Origin of the sequence: Anaerotignum lactatifermentans, from assembly GCF_016902535.1 — a bacterium.
Taxonomy (GTDB): domain Bacteria; phylum Bacillota; class Clostridia; order Lachnospirales; family Anaerotignaceae; genus Anaerotignum; species Anaerotignum lactatifermentans_A.
Genome location: NZ_JACSNY010000003.1, coordinates 236,122 through 253,666, shown reverse-complemented (window position 1 = coordinate 253,666; position 17,545 = coordinate 236,122). Strand labels below are relative to the sequence as shown.

At 50.9% G+C, this 17,545-nt stretch carries 14 protein-coding genes and 1 other annotated feature; of the genes, 3 read left to right on the top strand and 11 right to left on the bottom strand.

Annotation, left to right across the window (positions count from 1 at the left end):
* Positions 1-106 precede the first annotated feature (106 nt).
* The 8 genes from obgE to H9X84_RS04015 form a co-directional block, all read right to left on the bottom strand.
* Positions 107-1,381, bottom strand: a complete 1,275-nt coding sequence (obgE, locus tag H9X84_RS04050; protein WP_205133043.1) for a GTPase ObgE — start codon at positions 1,379-1,381, stop codon at positions 107-109.
* A 114-nt stretch (positions 1,382-1,495) separates the two neighbouring features.
* Entirely contained in the window at positions 1,496-1,786 is a 291-nt protein-coding gene (rpmA, locus tag H9X84_RS04045) for a 50S ribosomal protein L27 (protein ID WP_022255261.1), read from the bottom strand.
* A gap of 2 nt (positions 1,787-1,788) precedes the next feature.
* The gene (locus H9X84_RS04040) at positions 1,789-2,121 is read right to left on the bottom strand and encodes a ribosomal-processing cysteine protease Prp (RefSeq protein WP_205133042.1); all 333 of its coding nucleotides are present in this window, start codon (positions 2,119-2,121) and stop codon (positions 1,789-1,791) included.
* Positions 2,122-2,123: 2 nt separating this feature from the next.
* Complete coding sequence (gene rplU / locus H9X84_RS04035) at positions 2,124-2,429, bottom strand: 50S ribosomal protein L21 (RefSeq protein ID WP_205133041.1); 306 nt, start codon at positions 2,427-2,429, stop codon at positions 2,124-2,126.
* Positions 2,430-2,557: 128 nt separating this feature from the next.
* Entirely contained in the window at positions 2,558-5,314 is a 2,757-nt protein-coding gene (locus H9X84_RS04030; protein ID WP_205133040.1) for a tetratricopeptide repeat protein, read from the bottom strand.
* A complete protein-coding gene (locus H9X84_RS04025; RefSeq protein ID WP_205133039.1) occupies positions 5,311-5,943 on the bottom strand; it encodes a regulatory protein RecX in 633 nt (210 codons plus the stop codon). Before H9X84_RS04025 ends, H9X84_RS04030 begins: the two co-directional genes overlap by 4 nt.
* 182 nt (positions 5,944-6,125) lie before the next feature.
* Positions 6,126-6,773, bottom strand: a complete 648-nt coding sequence (locus H9X84_RS04020) for a cyclase family protein (protein WP_205133038.1) — start codon at positions 6,771-6,773, stop codon at positions 6,126-6,128.
* A gap of 67 nt (positions 6,774-6,840) precedes the next feature.
* Positions 6,841-8,301, bottom strand: a complete 1,461-nt coding sequence (locus tag H9X84_RS04015) for a nicotinate phosphoribosyltransferase (protein ID WP_205133037.1) — start codon at positions 8,299-8,301, stop codon at positions 6,841-6,843.
* Between the two features lie 286 nt (positions 8,302-8,587).
* Positions 8,588-8,827 (top strand) — a binding site (T-box leader).
* Positions 8,828-8,894: 67 nt separating this feature from the next.
* On the opposite strand from H9X84_RS04015, the gene ileS reads away from it, so the two are divergent.
* Positions 8,895-12,008, top strand: coding sequence for an isoleucine--tRNA ligase (gene ileS, locus H9X84_RS04010; protein ID WP_205133036.1), 3,114 nt, complete (start codon positions 8,895-8,897; stop codon positions 12,006-12,008).
* Positions 12,009-12,223: 215 nt separating this feature from the next.
* Here ileS and H9X84_RS04005 read toward each other — a convergent pair whose 3' ends face one another.
* Both H9X84_RS04005 and H9X84_RS04000 read right to left on the bottom strand, forming a co-directional pair.
* A complete protein-coding gene (locus H9X84_RS04005; RefSeq protein ID WP_205133035.1) occupies positions 12,224-14,200 on the bottom strand; it encodes a fructose-1,6-bisphosphatase in 1,977 nt (658 codons plus the stop codon).
* A gap of 268 nt (positions 14,201-14,468) precedes the next feature.
* On the bottom strand, positions 14,469-15,323 hold the full coding sequence (locus tag H9X84_RS04000) for an EI24 domain-containing protein (protein ID WP_205133034.1): 855 nt from the start codon (positions 15,321-15,323) through the stop codon (positions 14,469-14,471).
* A 134-nt stretch (positions 15,324-15,457) separates the two neighbouring features.
* Between H9X84_RS04000 and ymfI the strand changes: the two genes are divergently transcribed.
* Entirely contained in the window at positions 15,458-16,198 is a 741-nt protein-coding gene (gene ymfI / locus H9X84_RS03995; protein WP_207750517.1) for an elongation factor P 5-aminopentanone reductase, read from the top strand.
* A complete protein-coding gene (locus H9X84_RS03990; RefSeq protein ID WP_205133033.1) occupies positions 16,195-16,914 on the top strand; it encodes a YjjG family noncanonical pyrimidine nucleotidase in 720 nt (239 codons plus the stop codon). The genes ymfI and H9X84_RS03990 overlap by 4 nt, the downstream gene beginning before the upstream one ends.
* A gap of 101 nt (positions 16,915-17,015) precedes the next feature.
* Here the strand turns inward: H9X84_RS03990 and H9X84_RS03985 are convergent, their stop codons facing one another.
* Positions 17,016-17,534: a GNAT family N-acetyltransferase gene (locus H9X84_RS03985; protein ID WP_205133032.1), complete on the bottom strand. Its 519-nt coding sequence runs from the start codon at positions 17,532-17,534 to the stop codon at positions 17,016-17,018.
* Between the last annotated feature and the right edge of the window lie 11 nt (positions 17,535-17,545).

Here is a 17,545-nt window from a genome sequence, read left to right as displayed (position 1 = left end):
TTTTTTCGTTTGCTTCTATTCTTTCCCAAAGCAGCGAAAAAAATCCGGGCGAAAAAAAAGACGAAAGAAACCTTAGAAGTATCTTTCGTCTTTTTATCATATATTTTTATTTCCAGAATTCGAATTCCATATCGTAGATCCGGACGGTATCGCCTTCGCCGATGCCTTTTTCCTCCAGCGCCTCGATAATGCCTTTTTCCTTCAGATACCTCTGGAAGAAGGCAAAACCTTTCTCCGTGTCGATATTGGTATAGCCGATCATCTTTTCCACACCAACACCCTTGACTACATATACGCCGTCCTCGATGTCGATGGTGAAAGGTTCCTGATCCACAGCCACTTCGTCGTATTCCTCATATTCTTCTTCGAACACAATGTCCTCGGGATAGTTTTTCAAAATCTCCGCTACCTTTGTCAGCAGCTCATCCAGCCCCGTATTGGTAGCGGCGGAAATGGGGTATACGGCAAAGCCCTCGTTTTCGTATGCCGCTTTCAGACGCTCCACGTTTTCCTCGGAACCGGGAATATCCGTTTTATTGGCCGCGATGACCTGAGGACGTTTCAGCAGCTCGGGGTTATAAGCCTCCAGCTCCTGATTGATCTTACGCACGTTTTCCACAGGGTCATCGCCTTCCACGCCTGCCGCGTCTACCACATGGATAAATACCTTGGTACGCTCCACATGGCGCAGGAATTCATGGCCCAGGCCCACGCCCTCGCTGGCGCCTTCCACCAGACCGGGGATATCCGCCAGAACGAAGGAATCACCGTAGCGCCCCTCTACCACGCCCAGATTGGGGGAAAGGGTCGTAAAATGGTAGTTGGCGATCTTGGGGTTGGCGTTGGTTACCATGGACAGCAGCGTAGACTTGCCCACGTTGGGAAAACCGATCAGGCCTACATCGGCGATCAGCTTCAATTCCAGAATGACGTCATATTCCTTTGCCACTCTGCCCTGTTCCGCATAGCGGGGCGCCTGTCTGGTAGGGGTCGCAAAATGCTGGTTGCCCTTGCCGCCCTTGCCGCCGTGGATCAGAATTTTCTCCTCGCCATGTTTTGTAATGTCGGCCATGATCTTGCCGCTTTCCGCTTCCCGGATGACGGTACCCACCGGTACTTTGATGGTGATGCTTTCGCCGTCCTTGCCAAAACAGTTGCGTTTGCCGCCGTCCTGACCGTTGCCGGCCTTAAAAATTCTTTTATAACGAAAATCCATCAGGGTGCCCATGCTCTCGTCGCCGACGAAGATGACGTCGCCGCCTCTGCCGCCGTCGCCGCCGTCGGGGCCGCCATGGGTGATATATTTGGCGCGGAAGAAGGAAACCATGCCGTTGCCGCCGTTGCCGCCCTTAATATGGATCTTGACTCTATCTACAAACATAAAACCACACCTCTATCCTTTCTTATTCAGCGAAGCCTCTTTCGTCGAAAGCAAAGGCTCTTGGCTTTTCACGAAAAAGGCTTCAAATGATATCATTTGAAGCCTTCGAAGTTCTTATTCAGCGATTTCAACAGGGTATACAGAAACCTGTTTTTTATCTCTGCCTTTTCTTTCATATTTTACACGACCGTCAACCAGTGCGAACAGTGTGTCGTTGCCGCCCTTGCCAACGTTAACGCCGGGATGGATCTTTGTGCCGCGCTGTGTGTATAAAATATTGCCTGCCAGTACAAACTGACCGTCTGCACGTTTCGCACCAAGTCTCTTTGCGTTGGAGTCACGACCGTTCTTTGTGGAACCGCCGCCTTTGTGGTGCGCGAAGAACTGAAGGTTCAATCTGAACATACTTACACCTCCTCAATTTTCAAAGTAAGATACTTGTGATATTCCTCTTGTATTCCGGACAGACCCAGCGCCAGTGTTTCCAGTAACAGCTGCGTCTTTTCGTCCGCCATTCCCTCTAAGGGAACCGAAACTTTGAGATAACCGCCTTTTTTCTCGTCCGCCTCCGCCTGAAAGGGGATCTCGGTAAAGGCTTCGATGGCATTGACCGTATTGAGGGCAAGCACCGTTACCGCCGAACAGACGATATCTTCTCCCGCAGGCGCGTAGCCTGCATGGCCAGAAATCTCAAAAGCACAGATTTTATTCTCTTTTCGATAAATTTTGGCCTTTATCATGATTAGATGGATTTAATCTGCAGTTTTGTGAATGGCTGTCTGTGGCCGTTCTTCTTGTGGAAGCCTTTTTTGGGTTTGTATTTATATACGATAACCTTTTTTGCCTTGCCATCACCGATTACGGAAGCTGTAACAGCTGCGCCTTCTACGTAAGGAGCGCCAACTTTTACATCGCCGTCTTTTGCAAGTACCAGAACTTTGTCGAATGTGTATTCCTGACCAGCTTCAACACCCAGCTTTTCTACTGTGATGATATCGCCTTCTGCTACTTTGTACTGTTTCCCACCAGTTTCAATAATTGCGTACACGTGAACACCTCCTCGCAATTTACTCGCTGGATACGGTAACCGGAGCCTTTCTCCGATTTTCCAGAACCTCTCCATGCGGCTGACATACTCCATTATATTAACACAGCCGAAAAGGGCTGTCAACAAATTTATTGGACTTTTTCGCCGTTTTTTACGGCAAAATAGCGTTTTTCATCTCCGGCGCGCCGCAGCAGCTGAAGCAGCGTCTGATGTCCCTCCTTCGTCAGGCATCCTGTCCCCGTTCTGGTCAGTTCATAGGCCAGAAGCAGCGCCTCCACCGCCTTCTGATGGCTGCCATTGGCGGCGTAAAGCCGTCCGATCCGGTCGCACAGCCTGCCATAGGACAAAGACTGTACCCCTTCCCTGGCGCCTAAGAGCAGCGCCCGGTCCAAAAGGGTCTCCGCCTCTCTGGCGTTGCCCTGGGCCATATGGCTCATGGCTGTTTTTAACAGCAGTTTGGCAAAAACAGGACTTTCCCCTTCCTTCTCCCGCAGATGAAGGGCCAGTTCGCTGTAATACTCCGCCGCCTCCTGATGACGGTCATTTTTTGCCAGAAGACTGCCTGCCCGCTCCATCCGGGTCTCGTAAAGCCCATCTTTAGGCAGGCCCAGCTCCCGGAAAAGTCTAACGTAGGGCAGGTACATCTGCAGCGCCTTCTCCTTGTCTCCCGCCTGATAAAAGGCGTCTCCCAGATAGCCGATGGTACGGCAGTAAAACTCTGTGCGCACATCGCCGTATTCTTCGGTATAGCTGGCGGCGTTGCGGAACTTTACCAGCGCCTTGGTATACTCGCCTTCCCGCAGCAGTAATTCTCCCGCCTTAAGGCAGGCCAGGGCGTACAGCTCTCCATCTGCCTGCTTTTCCGCCGTTTCCAGCCATTTCTTCGCCTGTTCCTTCTGATCCAGACGCAGGTACAAATCTCCCAGCGTCAGGGCGTAGCGGGTCATATCCTCGTCCCAATGCCCCTCATTCTGCCGGATAACCGTTTCAAAAAGGGCCACCGTTTCCCGCAGTTTTTTCCGTTCCGCGGTCTTCTGCTCCCGTTTGGCCTCTTCCCGGGGCGTTTCTCCCGCTGCCGCCGCCAGATAACGGCTCCGCCGCTGGGCGTAAATTCCTTCCGGCTCCATGCCCAGACGGCTGATCTTGCTTTCCGCTTCCTGGAAATAGCCTTCTGCCTTTTTGGTCTGGCCCATGGCCTGATAGCAGCAGGCGATCGCCAACAGTGTTTCCGCCGCTTTTTTCTGTTCTTCCGCCGTTTCCTCAAAATTTACGTCATTCCGTTCCAGATAACAGTCCACGGCACGCCCATAGTCTCCCATCTGCTCGCAGACCTGTGCCATTTCCTCCAAAGCCGCCACATGGCGGGGATTATCTTCGTCCAGCATCTCCTTAAACACTGCCGCCGCCTCAGTCAATGCCGCCAGACTCTTCTCATATCGTTTCTGCAGCGCGTATTCCTTTCCCAGATGCTCCAGCGCCTCGGCATAGAGAGGATGGTTCTTTCCATATTGTTCCTCCTGGATCTCCGCCGCCTCCCGGCAAAGCATGACAGCAGCTTCCGGCTCTCCCGCCTCCCGTTTGATCTCCGCCATGACGTAAAGCCCCTGCACATAGGAAAAGCTCCGCTTTCCTTCCGCCTCCAGACGAATCTTCTGGGCTTCCCGCAAATAGGAAAACGCTGTCTCAAAGGCGCCCCGTTTTGCCAGCAGCCTTGCCATAGCCTCCATGGCGTCGGCACAGGGAAGCTCTTTTTTCTCAATGGCGCTGCGGATGCCCAAGGCACGGCGATAGGCGGAAAGGGCGTCCATCTCCCGTCCCATTTTCTCATAAAGACTGCCCAGACTCATCCAGGAAGTAGCGCACTGGGAAGAATCCGGCCCCATAATGGCCGCTTTCCGTTCCAGCGCCTCCTGATTCAGTTCCAGCGCTTTTTCATATTCCTCCAGACCGGCGTAGTCCACACTCATATTATTCAGTGTTTCGGCGTAGAAAATATGGTCTTCCCCCAGAACCTCCCGCACCAGCTGCAGTGTCTCCTCATGGGCCCGCAGAGCCTTTCGGTAATCCCCCGCCTTACAGCAAAGGGCCGCCAGAGCGTTCAGGCTGTTGATAAAGTCCAGATGGTTCTCGCTCATCAGCTCCCGCCGGATCTGCACCGCCCGCTCGCAGTACTCCACCGCCAGTTCCATCCAGCCCGCCTTCTCGCAGACCTCCGCCAGACGGATCAGCTGCATCATATAATAGAAGGTTTTCTCTCCGTTTTCCTTTTCCAGCAGTGTCAGCGCCTTTTCATAGGAAGCGATGGAGCGCTTATAGTTGCCGGCTCCATGGGCGGCGCTGGCCATGGAAAAATAAATATCCGCCAGATCTCCGCCGGAGACCTGTTTGCTGGCGCCTACCTTTTCCAGCGCCTTTTCCTGCATTTCCATGGCTTTCTCATACTGCTTCAGGTCCTCATAGGTATTGCCCAGCTGAAAGAGGGTATGGATATAGTCTATATGCTCCCGGCCCAGCTTCATATCCCGGATCTGAAGCACCTGACGGTGATATTTCAGGGCCTTTTCATACTGCCCTGTCTGGCTGTACACAACGGCCAGATTATTCAGGGTATCCGCAAAGGACAGACTTTCCCCGGCACAGTCCTTTTTCAGAATCGCCGCTTTTTTATAATACTCCATGGCTTTATCATATCGTCCCAGCTCGTCAAAAACGACGCCCAGATTATGCATATCTGTGGCGTATTCCATGGTATCGCAATCTCCATGATCCAGATACAGCTGCAAAATTCGCCGTCCCAGCATAAGGGCCTGTCTGTAATCCTGACGGTCATAGGCAGAAAACAGCTCCTGCCGCATTTTCCGGATCTCTCCCATATAAAAGCTCATTCTCTCTCCCCCTCTCTCTGGGCCAGCAAATGAAATGCCTCCCGGATCACGTCCCAGCCGTAACCCTTTCTCTGCAAAAATCCATAAAGCCGCTGCAGTTCCTTTTCTTCCTGAGGCAGCCGTCCCTTCGTTTTCTTTTCCAGCCAGCGCAGGGCATCGGCAGTCTCGTTGATCTCCGTTCCCGCCAGAGCCTTCTCTATGATTTCCTCCTCTATGCCTCGCTGACGCAATTCCATTTTCAGGGCATACGCGCCCTTGGGCCGCAGCCGCAGACGCTCCTTCATGAAGGCTTTGGCATAGGCCAGATCATCGCAGTAGCCGTACCGTTCCAGAAACTCCATCACACGCGCTACCGTCTCCGGCGCAAACGCCCCCTCCTCCAGCTTTCGGCGAACCTCCGCCTTCGTGCGCATTTTATAGCCCAGATAACGCAGGGCCGTATCCTGCGCCTTAATATAGATCAGGTTTTCCTGAATAAAGTCAAAGGTCTCCTGTGGGATCTCCCGGCCCTCTTCCAGCTTAAAATAGCGTACATCCTGGGCTGTCAGGGAAAACACATAGGTATGGTCCACATAGATGTTCCGCATAGCCGGGTCTTTTTTCTGTTCCTTGATATTGGTTACGATCATGGCCTTCTCCTTTGCCTTCTTTCTCATTTGTAATAGTATAATACATCCCGGCAAAAAATGCACGATGGATTTTCCGCAGAAAAAGGAACTGGCCCTACGGCCTTTTTGAAAAGGATACGAGTCAAAAAAAATCGCCGGAACCCCGCGACAGATTCCAGCGATCTTTGCCCGCATTTATTTTCTCAGTCCCACAGAATCCCCATGGCCCGTACCGGCGCGCCATCGGCATCCCGGTATTTCAGAGGCAGCGCGCAGAATAAAAACAGCCCTTCGCCCAGCTGTTCCAGATGGGTCAGGTTTTCTATAATCACAAAACGGTCCGTAGCCAGCACCTGATGGTGGAGCTTCAAATCAGTGTCCGCCACCGGGTCCAGCCCTATGGTATCCAGTCCGATTCCCTTTTTGCCGCTGTCCGTCAAATAGGCGGCCACTTCCTCCGTAATGCAGGGATAGTCCCCGAAATACTCCGGCTGACCCCATTTGGCGTCCCAACCGGTCCGAAACAGCAAAAATTCCGCTTCTTCCACCGGGGCCCCCGCTTTATGGAGATATTCCATGCCGATTCGTCCGCCTTCTCCCAAATCCGTGCAGTCGATCACCAGCCCTTTCCCCACAAACTGTGCCCCCGAAAACTGATCCAGAGTGGTCAGTTCCGGGAAAATATGGGCCGGTGCGTCCATATGGGTCCCCGTATGGGAATACATGGTCAAAAGTGTCTCCCGAAAGCCGTCTTTTTCATAGGTACTGGCTTCCTCCAGCCGGGGCGGCTCTGTGCCGGGATAAACGGGCATTCCCGGGGAAATGGTATGTGTCAGGTCAATGATCTTCATAGACAGACTCCTTTCTCCTGCGAAAAAGCCGGAGTCCCTTTTTCAGAGATTCCGGCTTCCCTATTTTTTATTTCTTCGCAAAACTCATTTCATCAATCAATTTCGTTTTCAGGTCCATCAGCTTGTCCGTCAGATCCACAGGCACAATATGGGGATTGTTCAAACGCATATGCTCATCCCACAGGGAAGCCTTTTCCCTGTCACAGTACGCCTGAATCTCCATGACGGAGGGGCTTTCATATACCTGCTTGCCGTCAATGAATACCGGTACCAGCAGTTCTCTGACCGTATAGGACCCACCCGCCAGATTCATATGCTTCCACTTGGCGTTGCTGTCGAAAATATGCAGAGGCTGTGTCTCGTCTATGGTCTCATCGGCCAGACCAATCAGATCCGCCTTGATCTTGCCCGTGGCTTTTTCGTAAATACGGAAGATTTTTTTGATGCCGGGGTTTGTTACTTTTTCCGGGTTATTGGAAAGTTTGATCTTGGGAAGGAAATTCCCGTTCTCATCCTCTTCCGCCGCCAGCTTATACACGCCGCCGAAGGCAGGGCAGTCATCACTGGTAATGAGCTTGGTGCCGACACCCCAAAGGCTGATTTTTGCCCCCTGCAATTTCAGGCTGGCGATCAGGTTTTCATCCAGATCACTAGAGGCGCTGATGACAGCATCGCCAAAACCGGCCTCTTCCAGCATGGCTTTTGCCTTTTTGGACAAATACGCCAGGTCACCGCTGTCCAGACGGATGCCGTAATTTTTCAACGGAATACCCTTGGCCTGCATTTCCCGAAATACCTGAATGGCATTGGGAACACCGGATTCCAATGTATTATAGGTATCTACCAAAAGCAGACACGCATCCGGGAACAATCTTGCGTATTCCCGGAAAGCCGTCAGTTCATCGGGGAAACTCATAACCCAGCTGTGGGCATGGGTGCCTTTGACGGGTACATCAAAGAGCTTGCCGGTCAGTACGTTGCTGGTGCCGCAGCAGCCGCCGATAACAGCCGCTCTGGCGCCCCATGTGCCGGCGTCCGGTCCCTGGGCACGGCGCAGACCGAATTCCATGACAGGGTCTCCCTGGGCCGCCCAGACCACTCTGGCCGCCTTTGTAGCAATAAGGCTCTGGTGGTTGATGATATTCAATAAAGCCGTTTCCACCAGCTGGGCCTCCACAATGGGCGCCTTTACCCGCATCAGCGGTTCATGGGGAAACACAATGGTGCCTTCGGGAATGGCGTAGATCTCACCGGTAAAACGGAAATCCCGCAAATAATCAATAAAATCAGCGCAGAACAGCTTCAAACTTTCCAGATAGGAAATATCCTCATCGGTAAAGCGCAGATTTCTGATATAATCCATGGCCTGCTGCAGCCCCGCCGCAATGGCGTAGCCGTTGCCGCTGGGATTTTTTCTGTAAAACAAGTCAAAGACTACTTCTCTTTTGTAAGATCCTGTTTCATAATAGCCCTGCATCATAGTCAGTTCATACAGATCTGTCAGCAGCGCAAAATCTCTAGATTCCATTTCTAATACTCCTTCATTCTTGCGGGGCCTGCCCGCCATTCTTCATTGTAAACAGTTTGATTATACACAACTTCTCCAAGGAAATCAAACTTTTTCACCTCTTTTTTGTAGTCTGCGTACAAAATCCGCAGATTATCCGAAAAATAGGTGTATTTACACCTGTTTTTACAGTAAATCCGTATACAGTGGGCAAGTATACAACATACTTGCATATTTTCCCGAAAATCCCACAAAAAAGACTTTACAAAATTTTAGGCAGACCTTATAATTACTTTCGTGATATAGATAAAACACTTTGACGGAGAGAGTATACCTTTTCTGTTTATGCTCCAGAGAGCCGGATACTGGTGGGATTTCGGCGCAAGGAAATGGTAGAAGATCACTCCCGAGTGGCAGACCGAACGGGTTTCCAAGTAGACTCTGTCGTTTCCCGCGTTAAGGGCAGGCATCATGATGGTGATGCAGCAAGGTGGACGGCCTTTTTGCCGTCAATTCAGGTGGTACCGCGAGCCCATTCGTCCTGTAACGACGAATGGGCTTTTTTTCATGGGTACCCGAAAAAAACAAAAACAAATCTGTAAGGAGGAATTCAAATGTACGACAAAGTGCCTACCAATCTGAACTTTGTGGAAAGAGAAGTTCAGGTGGAACAATTCTGGAAAGACCATGACATCTTTGGCAAGAGCATCAAGTCCAGAGAAGGAGCCCCCGTATTCACATTCTACGACGGCCCTCCCACAGCAAACGGCAAGCCCCATATCGGCCATATCATCACCAGAGCCGTAAAGGACCTGATCCCTCGCTATAAGACCATGAAAGGCTACAAGGTTCTCAGAAAAGCCGGCTGGGATACCCACGGCCTGCCCGTTGAGCTGGAAGTAGAAAAATCCCTGGGGCTGGACGGCAAACCCCAGATCGAGGATTACGGCGTAGAACCCTTCATCGCGAAATGTAAGGAAAGCGTTTGGACCTACGAAAAAGAATGGCGTGCCATGAGTGACCGTGTTGGTTTCTGGGCAGACATGGACCACCCTTACGTTACCTATCATAATGAATATATCGAGTCCGAATGGTGGGCTCTGAAACAGATCTGGGACAAAGGCCTGCTGTATAAAGGCCACAAGGTTGTTCCCTACTGCCCTCGCTGCGGCACAGCCCTTTCCTCTCACGAGGTAGCGCAGGGCTATAAGGATGTAAAGGAAACTTCCGTTATCGCCAAATTCAAAGTAGAAGGCAAGGACAACGAATACTTCCTGGCATGGACCACCACCCCCTGGACACTGCCCTCCAACGTAGCGCTGACCGTTAACGCGGCAGAAACCTATGCGAGAGTAAAATATCAGGACTATGTAGCCATCATGGCAGAAGCTCTGCTGGATGATGTTCTGGGCGCAGGCAATTACGAAGTTCTGGAGACCATGAAAGGCAAAGATCTGGAATATATGCGTTATGAGCCTCTGTTCTCCTTCCTGGAAAACGATCCCAAGGCCTTCATCGTTACCTGCGATCCTTATGTAACACTGACAGACGGTACCGGCGTGGTACACTCCGCAGGCGCCTTCGGTGAAGACGACGCCCGTGTCTGCAACGCTTACAACGTACCTTTCCGTCAGTATGTAGACGACGCCGGCAACATGACAAAGGAAACAGGTCCCTTTGCCGGTCTGTTCGTAAAGGATGCTGACCCTAAGGTAATCGAATATATGGAACAGGACGGTTCTCTGTTCGCGGCAATTCCCTTCGAACATAACTATCCTTTCTGCTGGAGATGCGATACCCCGCTGATCTACTACGCAAGAAGCACATGGTTCATCAAAATGACCGCTCTGCGTGACAATCTGGTACGCAACAACCGCACCATCAACTGGTATCCCGACAACATCAAAGAAGGCCGTTTCGGCAACTTCCTGGAAAATGTTATCGACTGGGGTCTGTCCCGTGAAAGATACTGGGGCACACCACTGCCCATCTGGGAATGTGAATGCGGTCATAGACACACCATCGGCAGCATCGCGGAACTGAAGGAAATGTCTCCCGACTGCCCTGAAAACATCGAACTGCATAAACCTTTTATCGACGCGGTTCACATCACCTGCCCCGAATGCGGCAAGCTGATGACAAGAGTGCCCGAAGTAATCGACTGCTGGTTCGACAGCGGCGCAATGCCCTTCGCGCAGTGGCACTATCCTTTTGAAAACGAAGACATCTTCAAAGAAAACTTCCCCGCTGACTTCATCAGTGAGGCTGTGGACCAGACAAGAGGCTGGTTCTACACACTGCTGGCAGTAAGCACACTGCTCTTTGACTGCGCACCCTTCAAGAACTGTATCGTTCTGGGCCACGTACAGGATAAGAACGGTCAGAAGATGTCCAAACATAAAGGCAACGTTGTAAATCCCTGGGACGCACTGAACAAACAGGGCGCGGACGCCGTTCGCTGGTACTTCTACGCAAACAGCGCACCCTGGCTGCCCAGCCGTTACTATGACGAGGCCGTAAGCGAACTGCAGAGAAAATTCATGGGTACTCTGTGGAACACCTACGCGTTCTACGTACTCTACGCAAATATCGACCAGTTCAATCCTACAGAACACAAACTGGAATATGACAAACTGCCTCCTATGGACAAATGGATTCTGTCCAAGCTGCAGACACTGAACAACTACGTAGACGATTGTCTGGAACACTACAAACTGACTGAGCCCGCAAGAGCTATGGCAGACTTTGTAGATGAACTGTCCAACTGGTATGTAAGAAGAAGCCGTGAACGTTTCTGGGCAGAAGGCATGGAACAGGATAAAGTCAACGCTTATATGACACTGTATACTGTTCTGGATACCATGATTAAGCTGGCAGCGCCTTTCACACCATTCATCACAGAAGAAATCTACAGCAATCTGATGAAGAAAGCAGATCCTTCCGCTCCCGAAAGCGTACACCTGTGCGACTGGCCCGAATACCATGCAGAATGGGTAGACAAAGAACTGGAAGAAAACATGGACTTCGTCCTGAAGGTTGTTGTAGAAGGCCGTGCCGCAAGAAACGCAGCCGCTATGAAGAACCGTCAGCCTCTGGCTATGATGTATGTAAAAGCGGAAAAAACTTTGCCTGATTCCTATCTGGATATCATCAAGGAAGAGCTGAACGTAAAAGCGGTTTCCTTCACAGATGATGTGGAAGCCTTCACCACATACACCTTCAAGCCTCAGCTGCGTACTCTGGGCAAGAAATACGGTAAACTGGTACCCGCCATCGGCGCTTACCTGAAAGAAGTAGACGGCTCTGCCTTCATGGCAACACTGCGTGCTGACGGCAAGGCATCCTTCACCGTAGACGGCGAGGAAGTTGTTCTGGAAATGGATGACGTTCTGGTTGACACAGCGGAAAAAGACGGCTTTGTTTCCAGCGGCGACAATGTAGTAACCGTTGTACTGGATACCAACCTGACACCGGAACTGGTAGAAGAAGGCTTCGTTCGTGAGATCGTAAGCAAGATCCAGACCATGAGAAAAGAAGCGGACTTCAACGTAACCGACCGCATCCGTGTTTACCACGATGGCAACGCAAAGATCGCGGAAATTCTGGCAGCCAACGATATCTCCGGCGACGTTCTGGCAACAGAAGTCGTTGCGGGCAAAGGCGGCGAATATACAAAAGAATGGAGCATCAACGGCGAAACTGTAACCTTTGGTGTAGAAAGAGTTTAATCTGAACTCCATATTACAAAAGAAAAAAAGGAACAAGCTGCAAAAGAACATTTTCTAAAACTACAAAAGAAACACAAACTATATACAAAAGCGCAAAAGCACAGGTCCTCTGGCAAAGAGGGTCCTGTGCTTTTTTACATGCCGCGAAAACAGGCGCCCCATCAGAAACACAATGTTTTCTGATGGGGCGCCCTGATAAAACGCTTCCGCTTGTTTTACTGTTCTTTGATAATACCGTTCTGGTACGCGTAGAGCAGTTTTTCCAGCTCGTCGATACTGCCTTGAAGCATTTTGCCGTTATCTGTATCCCGCACACGAATACGATCCTGTGTATACTGAAGGGCTACCGTAGAGGACAGAATATCCTTTTCCTCGGCAATGGCCACTTCCGTGGATACGAAAGGCTCATGGCTGACCAGTACCATGCCGTGAGAGTTATAAATCAGTGTATATCCGGCAATGCCCGTTACCTTCTGGTAAGCCTTGGCAAAACCGCCGTCAATGACGAAGAGCTTGCCGTTGGCCTTGATGGGGCTTTCTCCCTTCACGACCTTTACGGGAACATGACCGTTGACGATATGGGAATGATCCGGGTCCAGACCAAAAGCTTCCAGCACATACCGGCAGATGCTTTCCTCGTTCCGCAGGGAATAATACGGGTTGCTTACTTCCTTGTGGGTGGTTTTGTCATCAATGAAATACCGCTCAAAAGTCGTCATCTTCTTTTTGCCAAAGAGCGGGGAGTCCTCACCGCACCACAGATACCACATAATATCCATACACTCCCGTTTAGCGTCGGAATGAGGTTTGTTGAAATATGCCTCTCTGGCGGTACGCTCCACTGCGTCCAGATAATCCTTGCCTTTGTATTTCTTGCCCCGGAAGGTCACTGTTTTCAGTGTGCCGTCCTCATTCATTGGAATACCGCCGTGGAAGAGCAGGTTGGAGTTAAAAATATTATACATAGCGCCTTTGCTGTAAAGAACGCGAATATGCTCCTGAAGCTTCTCACTATTAACAAAGGAGGATTTTACCTTATCCATTACATTCTGTTCTTCCTCTGTCAGCGCGTAGGGATCTTTCGGATCTACCGTCGGGAAGTTCATATCGTTCATTTCGTATTCCTGGCCATCAATCATGATGGTGCCTTTTTCAAAATTGATCTTATCCAGCAGAAGGCGGTTTTCCATATGGAATTCCGGATGGCGTTTGATGATCTGGGCCTCCATTTTCCACTGGAGAATGGAAATGGCCTTATGCATTTTCGCTACCATATCAAAATCCTTGGCACTGAGGATGCCTTCTGTGCCCTTGGGCGCAAACTGGGTGCAGGGGTCATCGGCATAGCAGTCCATGGCAAAAGTAGCCAGCGGGATCAGGTTGATGCCGTAGTCCTCCTCGATGGTGTCCAGATTGGCATATCTGGTCTGGATACGCAGTACGTTGCAGATCAGGGCCTGACAGCCTGCCGCCGCCCCCATCCAGGCAATATCATGGTTGCCCCACTGGATGTCTACGGAGTGATAATCCGCCAGAATATCCATGATGGCCGCCGCGTTGGGTCCTCTGTCGTAAATATCGCCGATGACATGCAGACGGTCAATGGCCAGACGCTGAATCAGATGGCACAGCGCTGTAACAAAGCGGTCCGCCTGATCCAGATCAATGATAGTGCTGATGATCTCGTTATAATACATTTCCTTGTCGTGGCTGACGCTGTCCTCGTGGAGCAGTTCTTCCAGTATGTAGGCAAATTCCTTGGGCAGGGCCTTTCTTACCTTGGAACGGGTATATTTGGAGGATACCACCTTACAGATAGTAACCAGACGGTGCAGAGTAATCTTGTACCAGTCATTCATATCCTCTTCTGTCTCCATCAGCTGTTCCAGCTTCTTTTCCGGATAGTAGATCAGCGTTGCCAGAGACTTTTTCTCGCTTTCCCGCAGGCTGGCGCCAAAAATAGCGCTGATATGGTTTTTGATAACGCCGGAGGCGTTGCGCAGTACGTGGCTAAAGGATTCCACTTCCCCATGGATATCGGAAACAAAGTGCTCCGTCCCCTTGGGCAGGTTCAAAATGGCCTTCAGATTCATGATCTCTGTGGCTGTGCTGCTGATATTCTTATACTGTTTGGAAAGAAGAAGCAGATACCGCATCTCTTCCGCCGAAAAATTTCCCTTTCCGGAATACATAACCAAGACACCTTCCCATCTATATCGCTCGTTCCGCTTGCAAAGCGGCCAATTTATCTCTATCTCTTTTATTATACCAGAGGGATTTTTCTTTTCCTAGTTTTTTTCCAGCGGCTCCCTTCTGTCGTTTTTTGCCAAAAACGGCCGTTCCTGTCTCTTTTGAACAAATTCCCGCCCGCAAAATCACTGCGTATGACGCAAAGTGTCCCACAGCAAAAAAAGGCTCCGCGGAAATTTATTCATTTCCCACGAAGCCATCCTTTGTTTTTTATTCGCTTTTATTTTCGTCCTCTTTGGGAAGCTCTTCCTCCTCCGTCGGAACCTGCTCCTTCTCCTCCAGGTCCGCCATGCCGAACAGACCGGATTCCCGGTTCAAAAACAGCACCGTAGTGGCGCAGACAATAAAGCCGTTTGTCAGATAAGTAGCCGTTGTATACAGGATATTGACAATAAAGCTGTCTCCAAAGGGAAGGAACAAAAATTGCAGCAGATAGTTCCAGAACACCGATGTAAAGAACAGCACCGCCAAAAAGCCCAGGGTCTTCCACCAGCGTCCATGCACCAGATCCCGGCTGTGCCGCAGGGCATCCATCCCTTTTCTGTCACAGATACCGATGCAATAGATATAAAAACACCAGTTCACCGCCATAATAATCCCGGGAATCAGAATCATGGACCCAAGGAACACCAGTACCGCGTAAACAAAGCCTACCGCCACAATCCTGCCTTCCAACAGCAAAGCATCGCCAAACATCTTGCCCGGGCTAACCGGCCGGTTCTCCAAACGCCGCTTTACCCCCTTTGCTACCGCAATGGTAAAAATAGGCTCCAAGAACACGCTGACTGCCACCAGCATGAAATTCTCCGTCAGCATCCGGCGAAAGGCCTGCATAAATTCCTCGTCGGAAACCATCGCTCTGGCCTCCAGGATGGTATTCATCAGCGTATTGGTATCCACCATACGGTTCTGGATCAAATTCAACAGAATACTCATGGGCAGGCAGATCACCAGCATCCCCAGCAAAATGGTCCTGATATTTTCCAAAAACAGACGGAATCCTATGGTCAGAATCTCTCCCAGCCGCAGTTCTCTGCTATATACCAAATCTTTCATTTCTTTCATCCTCTCCCCATCCTGTTTTTCGAATGGATATTCTACATTATACATGTTTTGTCTCCGGATTTCTACCTTGTAAAGTTTAATATTTTCCGATAAAATGATTTTATGAAATTTTGCGAACAAAGGATGGTATCATCATGAACTTACAAGGAAAAACCGCACTGGTCACCGGTTCCTCCCGCGGGATCGGCAAAGCCATTGCCGCCGCTCTGGGCCATGCCGGCTGCCGTGTGGCGCTCAATGCCTCCCGCAGCCGGGAAGAACTGCTGGATACCGTAACGGAGCTGACAGCACAGGGCATCGTCTGCGCCCCTTTTCTGGCGGATGTCTCCGATTATGAAAGCTGTCTGGCCCTCTTTGCGGAAATCAAAAACACCTTTGGTGAGGTGGATATTTTAGTCAACAACGCCGGTGCCGCACATATCGGCCTTTTTACAGATATGACGCCGAGCCAGTGGCAGCGTCTTTTGGCTGTGGATCTGGGCAGCGTCCTTAACTGCACCCATCTGGCTGTCCCTGCCATGGTACGGAAACACTCCGGCGTCATCCTCAATATTTCCTCCATGTGGGGAGAACGGGGCGCCTCCTGCGAAGCGGTCTATTCGGCGGCCAAAGGCGGCGTCAACGCCTTTACCAAGGCCATGGCAAAGGAGCTGGGGCCTTCCGGCATCCGTGTCAACGCCATTGCCTGCGGCGTTATTGACACCCAGATGAACGCCTGCTTTTCTGAGGAGGAACGGGCGGCTCTGGCCGATGAGATCTCTCTGATGCGCTTTGGCACGCCGGAGGAAGTGGGACAGCTGGCCCGCTTCCTGGCAGGAGAGGAATCCGGCTTTTTGACAGGGCAGATCATCACACTGGACGGAGGAATGGTATGACACAGAAATACAAAGCCTTATTTTTTGACGCAGACAAAACCCTGCTGGATTTCCACGCCACAGAAAAACGCGGACTGGAGGCGGTCTTTGCCAAGCACCAACTGCCCCTGACCGAGGAAATCCGCAGCTATTACCTGACCATGAACGGCGCCCTTTGGGAAAGCTATGAACGGGGGGAAATCTCCCGGGATACGGTGCTGTATACCCGCTTCGGACGGGTATTCTCCCATTTCGGCATTCCTCTGGACGGCGTTGCCTTTGAGCAGGAATATCGGAAAGAGCTGGACAAAGGCCATGATCTCATGGACGGCGCCATGGAACTGATTCAGGCCTTAGCGCCCCACTACGAACTGTATATCGTCACCAACGGCACCACCCAGACACAGTACCGCCGGCTGAAGGACTCCGGCCTCTATCCCTATTTTCAGGACATCTTCGTTTCCGGGGAAATCGGCAGCCGCAAGCCCATGAAGGCCTTTTTCGACCACTGCTTTGAAAAACTGCCCCATCTTTCGCCAAAGGATGTGCTCATCATCGGGGACTCCTTATCCTCTGATATTCTGGGCGGAAATTATGCCGGCATCGATACCTGCTGGATGAACGCGGAACAAAAAGAAAACGATACGGCGGCCGTTCCTCTTTACGAAATCCATCATCTGCGGGAACTGCCCGCCATTCTGGAAAAATCAGACAGGGAAATTCACAAACGCTCCTGACAGCTGTTTCCGTAAAACAAAATCGCTGGAATCCTTTGCGCAAGGACTCCAGCGATATTTATTTTCTCATAAAAACATCCGAAAAACGGTCTTTTCGCCTTTTATAATTTTTTCTCCAGACAGTACAATTCTTCCGGCAAAAATCCCTGAAACAAAAAATCCGTTCTGCCGGAAAGCGCGTAGCCCATGGACTGATACAGCTCCATCGCCGGCCCGTTACCCACATAAGTATCCAGCCGAACCACGAGACATTCCTTCTTTCGAGCCAGTTCTTCCGCAAAGCGGACCATTTCTCTGGCCAGTCCTCTTCCCCGATATGCCGGATGAATGGCCAGGGTATGAATCACAAAAGCCCGACTTTCCTCCGCCGGATATTTCCAGGAGATCTTGCCATACTCAAAGGGCTGGATATGGTTCAGGATCACCGCCCCGCAGATATTCCCCTCTTCCTCCGCCACGTACAGGGTCCCTGTTTTCCAGGCCTCTGCCGCGGTCCGCTCCGTGGGGTACATTCCCTTCTGCCAGTTGGTGTAATTGGTGTGGGCCGCTTCCCAGTCCAGCACACTGTCATAAAGAAGGCCAACCGCTTTGATGTCTTTTTCCTCTGCCAAACGGATCACCGTTGCTCCCT

What these genes read in the sequence shown, in the direction of transcription:
- obgE (WP_205133043.1), bottom strand. Translation starts at nt 1,381, where the DNA reads ATGTTTGTAGATAGAGTCAAGATCCATATTAAGGGCGGCAACGGCGGC.
- rpmA (WP_022255261.1), bottom strand. Translation starts at nt 1,786, where the DNA reads ATGTTCAGATTGAACCTTCAGTTCTTCGCGCACCACAAAGGCGGCGGT.
- H9X84_RS04040 (WP_205133042.1), bottom strand. Translation starts at nt 2,121, where the DNA reads ATGATAAAGGCCAAAATTTATCGAAAAGAGAATAAAATCTGTGCTTTT.
- H9X84_RS04030 (WP_205133040.1), bottom strand. Translation starts at nt 5,314, where the DNA reads ATGAGCTTTTATATGGGAGAGATCCGGAAAATGCGGCAGGAGCTGTTT.
- H9X84_RS04025 (WP_205133039.1), bottom strand. Translation starts at nt 5,943, where the DNA reads ATGATCGTAACCAATATCAAGGAACAGAAAAAAGACCCGGCTATGCGG.
- H9X84_RS04020 (WP_205133038.1), bottom strand. Translation starts at nt 6,773, where the DNA reads ATGAAGATCATTGACCTGACACATACCATTTCCCCGGGAATGCCCGTT.
- H9X84_RS04015 (WP_205133037.1), bottom strand. Translation starts at nt 8,301, where the DNA reads ATGGAATCTAGAGATTTTGCGCTGCTGACAGATCTGTATGAACTGACT.
- ileS (WP_205133036.1), top strand. Translation starts at nt 8,895, where the DNA reads ATGTACGACAAAGTGCCTACCAATCTGAACTTTGTGGAAAGAGAAGTT.
- H9X84_RS04005 (WP_205133035.1), bottom strand. Translation starts at nt 14,200, where the DNA reads ATGTATTCCGGAAAGGGAAATTTTTCGGCGGAAGAGATGCGGTATCTG.
- H9X84_RS04000 (WP_205133034.1), bottom strand. Translation starts at nt 15,323, where the DNA reads ATGAAAGAAATGAAAGATTTGGTATATAGCAGAGAACTGCGGCTGGGA.
- ymfI (WP_207750517.1), top strand. Translation starts at nt 15,458, where the DNA reads ATGAACTTACAAGGAAAAACCGCACTGGTCACCGGTTCCTCCCGCGGG.
- H9X84_RS03990 (WP_205133033.1), top strand. Translation starts at nt 16,195, where the DNA reads ATGACACAGAAATACAAAGCCTTATTTTTTGACGCAGACAAAACCCTG.